Origin of the sequence: Coprococcus intestinihominis (genome assembly GCF_040096555.1) — a bacterium.
Lineage (GTDB): Bacteria > Bacillota > Clostridia > Lachnospirales > Lachnospiraceae > Coprococcus_A > Coprococcus_A intestinihominis.
Genome location: NZ_JBBMEK010000145.1, coordinates 1 through 8,282, shown reverse-complemented (window position 1 = coordinate 8,282; position 8,282 = coordinate 1). Strand labels below are relative to the sequence as shown.

Here is an 8,282-nt window from a genome sequence, read left to right as displayed (position 1 = left end):
TGTTCTTTCTGCTCATTAGTGGGATATATTCTGTATTTATATGCTTTTAACATCTGCTACCACCGCCTTAACCTTGGGTTTCTATATACCTTTTTAGCCTTTTTTCTGATACATGTGATATTGTAATAAGTATTTGTGCCTGTTTTTAGTTTTCCATGTTCCCATGCCATAAGTATACAATACTATCTAACTTTTGGCTACCGCAATCCCACCGTCTAAAGCCAGTGGGATTGCGGTAGCCCTATTTCAAAAAGTCAAAATCAGTCATTCCATCACCCCTCCCATGATTACCGCAAATTCAAAGCTCTTCGAAGAACTGACACAAAATTTATACGATACTCAATGCCATCCACCGTATTAATGCCATTTCTGAGATTATCGCTAAATACATGTTCTGCATATTCCCCGTATTCAGAATACCATCGTATTTTATAATGTGGTATACACTCTGCTCTCTCAAGTCGAAAACAAACTGCATCCTCCGGTGTCAAATCACTAAAAGATTCTATGACACCATCCTTCTTTCCATTGATGCCAAATCCATACACCTTCAATTTTGGTATCACACAATCCACCGGCCTGAATACAATCGTCGATATGCCCACCTTCGTCTCCTCGGTCCATATTTTCGAATAAATCGCATTCCGACATTCCATTTCAACATCGTAATCTGTCGGATAATCCTGAATGGAGACATTACTTTTCCATTCTTTACGACGACGGTTATGTACAAAACGGACAATAGCAAGAATAACGCTGATAACACCAATCGCTGTAAAAATATTGCTGATGGGTGCCCAATATGGAGAATTGAAAAACTGTAAGATATAATCAGGCATTTTATACTTCCTTTCTGGGGTATTTTCATGTGTGTTATGTAACCAAATAATCGCTGTGCTTTTGCAATGATGAAAAACCGGCCAACTGATTTTCCTAAACCAGCCAACCGGTATATTCACTCCTTTCTTCTCTGCTTTTCCTATTTTTTCATACAATTCATAACAACCGTAATCATCATTTCCATCTCATCCGGTCTGGACTCAGCAATCATAATCGTCAGCGCTACCAGTGTATGGTCATCAATTGTCTTCTGACCATTGGCAAACAGTGCACCATTCTTATCAAGAAAATACAAGAACATCGCTGCTGCAATTCTCTTGTTGCCATCGAAAAAGCTATGATTCTTCGTCACAAAATACAGCAAATGCGCCGCTTTCTCTTCCAATGTCGGATAAACTTCCATGCCCGCAAAAGACTGATAAATGTTTCCAATACTGCCTTTAAAAGAGTCGTCTTTTTCCTTTCCGAAAAGATCCGATTCTTTGCCAAACCGCATACAGGCGATCACATGCATACATTCCTCATAAGTTAATACATATGCGGCTTCATTTCCTTTTGGTCTTTCCATCGTCTGATGGTCATACGCATCCAACAAATCCAGTGCCGTACTGTACTGCTCAATGACTGAAAGTACCTGCTGGCTGTCAAATGAATTATTCTGTGTCTGTTTCATCGTATACCTCCCATGTATGTCATTCTATCATCAGCTAAATTAAGTATAACATATCAGCTGAGATTTTATCATTTTTGCAACATTCAATTCTTTCTCCAGCCAATCTTCCAAAGAAAATATTTATTTCTACAAAGAAAAATGCAGCGTCCAAAATACGCTGCACCTTCATTGCCTTATTATTTCATTCACCTATATTATACGCTGTATTTGACTTTTTAATCCCAAGCATCATCGTCTTTTTCGAATTTCACTGTCAGATAATAAACCTCATCATTACAGCTGTCAACATTTTCATTTTCAATATCTGAGAATGGTGTCACACTCAACGCGTTTTTTGCATAATACAAAGCCAATATGCCGATTTCTTTTCCGGGCTGAATCGTTATTTTCCCTTCATCAATGCTTTTTGCTGACCGTCCGTAATAATTTCTACCCTGTACATCCTCCAAAATATTAAATTCCGTAGAAAATTTTGTTCCTTCACCGGCAACAATCAGTTTAACTTTAAAATTCTGAAAATCCGGTATAACCGCAATCATTCCGTTTCTTAACGAAATCTGCTCAAGCTCGGACCAGCTTATTGTTCCCAGCGAGCTTTCGGATTCCAACACACCTTTTTTGTAAACAGCCAATTCAAATGATATACCTTTAATTTCCTTATCCACAGCATAATCATATAAAAAAGCGCCATCCGCATCTGAAAGCATACCGGCAATATTCATCTCTGTACTATCCTGTGCCAGCGGTTCTATGTAATTCACTTTCGGCTGATTTTTAAACGTCAACAGATAAATCAGAATCCCCGCCATCACGCTTCCGAAAACTGCCAGCAACACAATGATTTTTTTCAATTTGCGCTTGCGGTGTTCTCCATCCTCCGTCACCTGAATCAGATTTTCCTCGGATTTCTGAACCACCTCAGCAGGTTCAATATCTTCCCCGGCAATAAATTCATTGAGAGATATTCCGAGGATTTCACACAACGCCATATAAACAGAAACATCCGGCAGACAGATGCCCGTTTCCCTTAGTTAAAGATATTGTTGGGTATCTCAAGATGTGTCATTCGATTTTGCCGATAAAGCGGTAGAAGATTTCCACTTCCTGTTCCCGGCTTCCGTCCTCACTTTTGACCGCTTCATGGACAAGGATTTTTTCAATCAGCGTATTCAGAAGTTCAGCCGTCAATTCTGTGGGATTGACATACTGTTTCATCAGACCTATCCACTTTTCAGCGTCAACCGCTGTCTGGGCGGCGGTCTCCATCGCTTCGTGAAGCCGTTCAATTTTTACGTCCAATTCTCGCTGTTCGCCCTGATACTTTTCGGACAGCATATTGAAATTGTATTCTGTAATGCGTCCGGCAGACCAGTCCTCATACATTTTTGCAAACAGGGTGTCTACTTCTGCTTTGCGCTTTTCCGCCTTTTTCAGTTCGGCTGTCTGCCGCTTCCTTGCAGTATTGCGTTCCTTGTCGCTGGCGTTAAGTAGCCGTTTCAGAAGTTTGTCCCCATCCTGCTGTGCCAGCACAGACCAGTATTGCAGACGGGAAAGGACATAGGCGTAAAGCACATCATAGCGGATATAGTGCATGGAACACTGGTGCAATCCTTGCCCGTACTTGCTACAATGGTAGTGGGCATAGGGATTTTTGTTCTGGCTGTTCATACCATAGGCCAGCGACCAGCCGCAGTCCGCACATTTTACCAGCCCGGAAAATATCTGTGTTGTGCCGTTCTTCTGCCGTCTGCGCCTGTTGCAAATCTGCTCCTGTACTTGACGGAACACATCTTCGGAAATAATCGCTTCGTGGGTGTTCTCCACACGATACCATTCCTCTTTTGGCTTGCGTACTTTCTTCTTGTTTTTGAATGAAATGTTGGTCTGCTTATTGTGGACGCTGTGTCCGATATAGGTTTCCTCTTTCAGAATACTTTTCACCTGCGCTATCGTCCACGCATAGGCTTTTTCCTCCGGCGCTCCGGCATAGATATTTGCGAAAGTGCCGTATCTCTGGAAATTCAGCCAGCCGGGAGTAGGTACTTTTTCTTCGACCAAAATCCGTGTAATGCTGGCGGCTCCCCGGCCATGAACGGCAAGGTCAAAAATCTTTTCGATAATCCACCTTGTTTCCGGGTCAATCAGAAGATGGCCTTTCTTATCTGGGTCTTTGACATAGCCAAGCGGAGCATAGGCTCCATAGTGTGCGCCATTTGCGAACCGTGTCCGCATGGCCGCCTTTACCTTTTTGCTGGTCTGGCGGGCGTGCATTTCATTCAGAATGTTGAGGAATGGGGCAAGCTCATTCTCTCCGTTGATGGTGTCCACATTGTCATTGACAGCGATATAGCGGACGCCTTTGCTGGGAAAGTAGATTTCCGTGTACTGGCCGGTCAGAATGTAGTTTCTGCCTAAGCGGGATAAATCCTTCGTAACAACGCAGTTGATTTTCCCGTCCTCAATGTCATCAATCATTCTCTGAAAATCCGGCCTGTCAAAGTTCGTTCCAGACCATCCATCGTCGATATATTCATCTATGACATTCAGGCCATGCTCGGCGGCATATTGCCGGAGCATCATGCGTTGTGTCTGAATACTCCCGCTTTCTCCTTGCAGTTCATCGTCCCGGCTCAATCTCATATAAAGCGCCGTGTTGTAAATCGTAGTATTGTAAGGTTGTTTCACCGTAAAAATCCTCCTTCTAAAGAAACAACCCACGCTTACAATACTTTTGCTCTATGGCAATTATATCATAAGCGTGGGCGTGTTATCAATGATGGGCTATCAGGTTGAAGCGGCTTTTTCTGCGGTATGCCGCACCACATCTACAATCAGATCACCGAGGGGCTTCCCGCCTGCGGCGAAGTGTTCGGAGATTTTTATACGGTTGTTCCCACATACAAAATACTGCGTGCCGTTCTCTGCTTGTATAACCTGCCCTGTTCGGGGTGTAAAAATATCGCTTTCACTTTTTGCCATCCAGTGTCCTCCATATTCAGTTTTCAAGGTACAATGCCGCACAGAGGCGGCGAAAATTTCTGCTTATATCTATCACCTTTCCTTTACCGTGTGCCGCTGCTGACGTTTCAGTTCCGCCAGTATATCCGGCGGGATACGGTCAACCAGCCGCTGTAAATTGTCCAGTTCGCTTTTCAGCTTTGCCCGTTCCATCGTATCTTTCATCTTTCCTTTTTCGCTGGCCTTTGCCCTTGCTTCCAACTTCTCATTCTCCGCCAGCAGGTCATTGATTGTGACCTTGTACTTTTTCAACTGCCCGGAGAAATTCTCCATCTGCGGGAACCACTTTTTCAGCATGGAGAGGGCTTCCTCTTTTTTCTTTCCGGCGTTCAGCGGGTTAATGCCGTCCAGTGTGGCTTCAATGGCTCTTGCCTGCCGGGAGAGGGAAACCGCCTGTTTGAAAAGCCGGGTGGGGATATGCTTCCGGCCTGTCCTGCTGGCGCTCTCCCCACGCTCCAAGTCAGGATATTTCTCCACCATATAGGCGTGAAAATCGTCCTGCCACTTCGTCAGGTTTGCCCGGTTGCCGATAATCTCCTTTGCACACAGGCGGTTGTCCTTTGTCAGCGGAACAAAGGTCAAATGCAGGTGGGGCGTTTTCTCGTCCATGTGTACCACCGCCGACACGATATTTTCCCGTCCTACCCGGCCAATGAGGAAGTCCGCCGCCCTCTGGAAAAACGCCTGTATCTCCTTTGGGGATTTCCCCTTGAAAAACTCCGGGCTGGCAGTTACCAGCGTATCGACAAACCGTGTGCTGTCCTTGCGGGTTCGGCACCCGGCCTGTTCAATGCGGTTTTGAATGAAATGATAGTACCTGCCCTCTGGCTTGACGATATGGAAGTTGTATTTGCTCCGGCTTGTGTCAATGTCGGGATTGCTGGCATACTGTTCTTTCTGTCTTTCGTGATGGGCTTCCAGCGGCCTTGCCGGGTTGCCCTTGTGCTTCTCAAACCGCAAAATTGCGTGTTGTGCCATTCTGCTCCTTTCCCCATTCCTTTCCTATCCGGGGTTTTCCACAGGGAAAATCCCGCCGGAATTATCTCTGATACGATAGGAATGGAATGGATATAAATCAATCATTTTAATCTTTGTATTTCTATATACCGTCTGGTTTTCGTACTTCTCAAGATTGATTTCCGTACTTCAAAGGTACGGTTTTCAGTCCTCCGGCGTACCAGAACGGGATTTCTTGAAGTCGGTGTTTGGAACCGCTTCATAGGATTTTGGGAAAATGCGGTTGGGTTTTCCACAGCCCTGCTTCTGGATCTCCACCAGTCCGGCGTATTGCAGTTCCCGCAGGGTATTCACCGCTTTCTGCCGCCCACAATGGAGCAGGTCAACCACTTCATAGATAGGGAAATACAGGAAAATCCGTCCGCAATCATCCGCCCACCCATTCTTGCGGGATAACTCTGTCCGGCGCAGGATAAAGGCGTACAGAACCTTTGCCTCGTTGGACAAGGGCTTGAATGTGGGGGCTTCAAAGAGGAAATTCGGGAGCCGGGTGAAGCTGAACGCCTTTTCCGGCTGATGGATATAGATGGTATTTGTCATAGTGCGTTTTGTGGACGGTTAGAAGCCCGTTTTCCGGGGCGGGCGATACTTTATACCACCAGCCCCGGTTTGGGGCTTGCGAAGCCTGATAAATCAAGGCTTTTTTCGCTCCTAACTGTCCACAGCAGACCTCCTTTTCCGTTCACTTTCTGTTTTCTGCCGCCTGTGAACTCTGGCGGCACAGCCGGGGCAGTATTTTGCCCGGTTGGATTTGGGGACGAACACACCGCCGCAGACCTCACAGCGTTTCAAGTCCTTATCCCGGAAAATCTCCGCTTCCAGCGTCCCGTCCAGCGGCAAGACCGCCCAGCGGAACCACTTACAGCAGACCGAGAAAGAAATCGTCTGCGGACAGGTGCAGGTGTCCCCATCGTCAAGGACAATGCAGTTGCCGTCCTCACAGCAACAGCACTCCCGGCGTATCAGGCTGGCCGCCTGTTTTCTCTGCGCCGGGGTCATGCGGTAAAGGGAACCGTCCGGCCTGCGTTCCAGCGGCGGCAAGTCTTTATAGGGGTTATCTCTCATGCGTTCCCTCCATTTTGCTTTCCGTTGCCGTTCTCCCCGAAAAGGTTTCCTGCCCCATTCCTGCGGCGTGTTCCGGCGTTGGCACGCTCCTCGCAACTTCGGGACATTTTGTCCCGAAGTCCGACTCCTTGCGGTGCTTCCCCAGCCGGGGTATTCCTTTTCGGACGGTCATTCTGTTTTCAAGGTGCCGTCCATCGATGAACTACCCTAAGTCTACACGAAAAAAATGCAATTCCCGGAATATTGCGAGAATTGCATTTTGATGAAGTTTACACTTTGGAAATTGCATTTTTGCAATCATTCTGTATAATGGAAGTATGCGGAGGAGGTGCGTATCTATGGCTTTACCCGGAACGCCCGGACAGCGGATTTCCGATTTATGCAACGGGAACCACATCACACAAAAGGAACTTGCGGAGAAGATAGGCGTTTCCGCTTCCCAGTTGAGCCGCATTGTCAGCGGCGAAACAAGAACGGTCAGCAGTGATATTCTCATAGGTGTGGCAAAGGAATTTAAGGTATCGACAGACTACATACTGGGCTTGTCTACCGTGAGCGTTCGTAAAAGCTACGATATTTCTGAATTAGGCTTGTCCGAGGGAGCCGTGAGGGGGCTTGTGACGGGTGCTGTTGATGTGCAAATCCTCAACCGCCTGTTGGAACACAGGAATTTTCCTAAGCTGATAGATTTGATACGGATTTATTTTCAGGATACGGCGGCAAAGGGCATAACAGCAAGAAACCAGCTTATCGAGATGGCAACGGCTTCCCTGTCCGACCTGATGAAAGAACACCCGGAACACCGGGCAGAAGCGAAGCAGGATTTACAGCTTTTGAACGCCCAAAAGATAGGGGAACATGAAGCGGAGATTGAAAAAATCAAAAATGTGTTCCTGGCTATCCTGCGGGACATTAAGAAAGACATTGACAACGGGGAACAGCCGGGAGAAGCTGTGACCGCCGCTATGTTCCAAGCCATGCGGGACGCACTGGCGGAACAGAAACAAAAACCACTTTCCATTGACGATGTAACGGCGATGATAGCTGGACAGATCGGACAGCTTACACCGATGGATAAAGAAACTGTTGAAATGTTCCAGCAGTTTGCGAAGAAGATGATTGAGCAGGCAGGAACAAAGTGATAAATTTGAATTGTGAGGGAAAATACAGATGAATCAAGGAAGAATTATTGTGATTACAGGCTCACCGGGGACAGGAAAAACAACAACTGCGTCAATTGTCGCAAAGGAATCAGATATGGATAAATCAGTGCATATGCACACCGATGACTTTTTTCATTACTTAAGCAAAGGCGCAATACCACCACATTTGCCAGAATCCAACGAGCAAAATCTGGTTGTCATTGAAGCCTTTTTAGAAGCTGCAAAGCGATATGCTCGTGGCGGATATGATGTAATTGTAGATGGGATTGTCGGGCCATGGTTTTTGGAGCCATGGAAAGCTCTTGCCCAAGAAGATTACGAGGTACACTATATTGTATTAAGAGCGAGTAAAAAAGAAACTATGAAGCGAGCTGTGGAACGCTCAAAATTAGATAGAAAAACAAATATTGAATTAGTGGAAACAATGTGGGAGCAATTTTCCGGTTTGGGAGTATATGAATCAAATGTCATAGACACAACTACATTCACAATTAAAGATACGGTTT

General features: G+C 46.0%; 11 protein-coding genes. 2 read left to right on the top strand and 9 right to left on the bottom strand.

Translation table 11 applies throughout. From position 1 onward, the window contains the following. The 9 genes from WMO25_RS18880 to WMO25_RS11285 all read right to left on the bottom strand — a co-directional run. Window positions 1-53 (bottom strand): helix-turn-helix domain-containing protein (locus WMO25_RS18880; protein WP_353963879.1); only part of this gene is annotated, 53 nt, incomplete at its 3' end. 234 nt (window positions 54-287) lie between these two features. Then, window positions 288-839, bottom strand: a complete 552-nt coding sequence (locus WMO25_RS11320) for a hypothetical protein (RefSeq protein WP_349085406.1) — start codon at window positions 837-839, stop codon at window positions 288-290. A gap of 140 nt (window positions 840-979) precedes the next feature. Beyond that, complete coding sequence (locus WMO25_RS11315) at window positions 980-1,513, bottom strand: type II toxin-antitoxin system death-on-curing family toxin (protein WP_253058468.1); 534 nt, start codon at window positions 1,511-1,513, stop codon at window positions 980-982. A gap of 215 nt (window positions 1,514-1,728) precedes the next feature. Then, window positions 1,729-2,502 (bottom strand): transcriptional regulator, encoded by a 774-nt coding sequence (locus WMO25_RS11310; RefSeq protein WP_349085405.1) that lies wholly within the window; start codon window positions 2,500-2,502, stop codon window positions 1,729-1,731. Between the two features lie 73 nt (window positions 2,503-2,575). Next, window positions 2,576-4,153, bottom strand: coding sequence for a recombinase family protein (locus WMO25_RS11305; RefSeq protein WP_154410947.1), 1,578 nt, complete (start codon window positions 4,151-4,153; stop codon window positions 2,576-2,578). Between the two features lie 144 nt (window positions 4,154-4,297). After that, a complete protein-coding gene (locus tag WMO25_RS11300) occupies window positions 4,298-4,492 on the bottom strand; it encodes a hypothetical protein (RefSeq protein WP_002334813.1) in 195 nt (64 codons plus the stop codon). 72 nt (window positions 4,493-4,564) lie between these two features. Then, the gene (gene mobV, locus WMO25_RS11295) at window positions 4,565-5,509 is read right to left on the bottom strand and encodes a MobV family relaxase (RefSeq protein WP_002334814.1); all 945 of its coding nucleotides are present in this window, start codon (window positions 5,507-5,509) and stop codon (window positions 4,565-4,567) included. A 183-nt stretch (window positions 5,510-5,692) separates the two neighbouring features. After that, window positions 5,693-6,088 carry a replication initiator protein A gene (locus WMO25_RS11290; RefSeq protein ID WP_349085403.1) on the bottom strand — a complete coding sequence of 132 codons (396 nt, stop codon included), beginning with the start codon at window positions 6,086-6,088 and terminating at the stop codon, window positions 5,693-5,695. A gap of 111 nt (window positions 6,089-6,199) precedes the next feature. Further along, window positions 6,200-6,613 carry a cysteine-rich VLP domain-containing protein gene (locus tag WMO25_RS11285; RefSeq protein ID WP_002588751.1) on the bottom strand — a complete coding sequence of 138 codons (414 nt, stop codon included), beginning with the start codon at window positions 6,611-6,613 and terminating at the stop codon, window positions 6,200-6,202. 338 nt (window positions 6,614-6,951) lie between these two features. Between WMO25_RS11285 and WMO25_RS11280 the strand changes: the two genes are divergently transcribed. Together WMO25_RS11280 and WMO25_RS11275 are read left to right on the top strand one after the other, a co-directional pair. Then, window positions 6,952-7,755, top strand: coding sequence for a helix-turn-helix domain-containing protein (locus WMO25_RS11280; RefSeq protein ID WP_002334816.1), 804 nt, complete (start codon window positions 6,952-6,954; stop codon window positions 7,753-7,755). Between the two features lie 28 nt (window positions 7,756-7,783). Beyond that, window positions 7,784-8,282 (top strand): P-loop nucleotide/nucleoside kinase family protein (locus WMO25_RS11275; RefSeq protein WP_349085402.1); only part of this gene is annotated, 499 nt, incomplete at its 3' end.

What these genes read in the sequence shown, in the direction of transcription:
- WMO25_RS11320 (WP_349085406.1), bottom strand. Translation starts at nt 839, where the DNA reads ATGCCTGATTATATCTTACAGTTTTTCAATTCTCCATATTGGGCACCC.
- WMO25_RS11300 (WP_002334813.1), bottom strand. Translation starts at nt 4,492, where the DNA reads ATGGCAAAAAGTGAAAGCGATATTTTTACACCCCGAACAGGGCAGGTT.
- mobV (WP_002334814.1), bottom strand. Translation starts at nt 5,509, where the DNA reads ATGGCACAACACGCAATTTTGCGGTTTGAGAAGCACAAGGGCAACCCG.
- WMO25_RS11280 (WP_002334816.1), top strand. Translation starts at nt 6,952, where the DNA reads ATGGCTTTACCCGGAACGCCCGGACAGCGGATTTCCGATTTATGCAAC.
- WMO25_RS11310 (WP_349085405.1), bottom strand. Translation starts at nt 2,502, where the DNA reads ATGGCGTTGTGTGAAATCCTCGGAATATCTCTCAATGAATTTATTGCC.
- WMO25_RS11305 (WP_154410947.1), bottom strand. Translation starts at nt 4,153, where the DNA reads ATGAGATTGAGCCGGGACGATGAACTGCAAGGAGAAAGCGGGAGTATT.
- WMO25_RS11285 (WP_002588751.1), bottom strand. Translation starts at nt 6,613, where the DNA reads ATGAGAGATAACCCCTATAAAGACTTGCCGCCGCTGGAACGCAGGCCG.
- WMO25_RS11315 (WP_253058468.1), bottom strand. Translation starts at nt 1,513, where the DNA reads ATGAAACAGACACAGAATAATTCATTTGACAGCCAGCAGGTACTTTCA.
- WMO25_RS11290 (WP_349085403.1), bottom strand. Translation starts at nt 6,088, where the DNA reads ATGACAAATACCATCTATATCCATCAGCCGGAAAAGGCGTTCAGCTTC.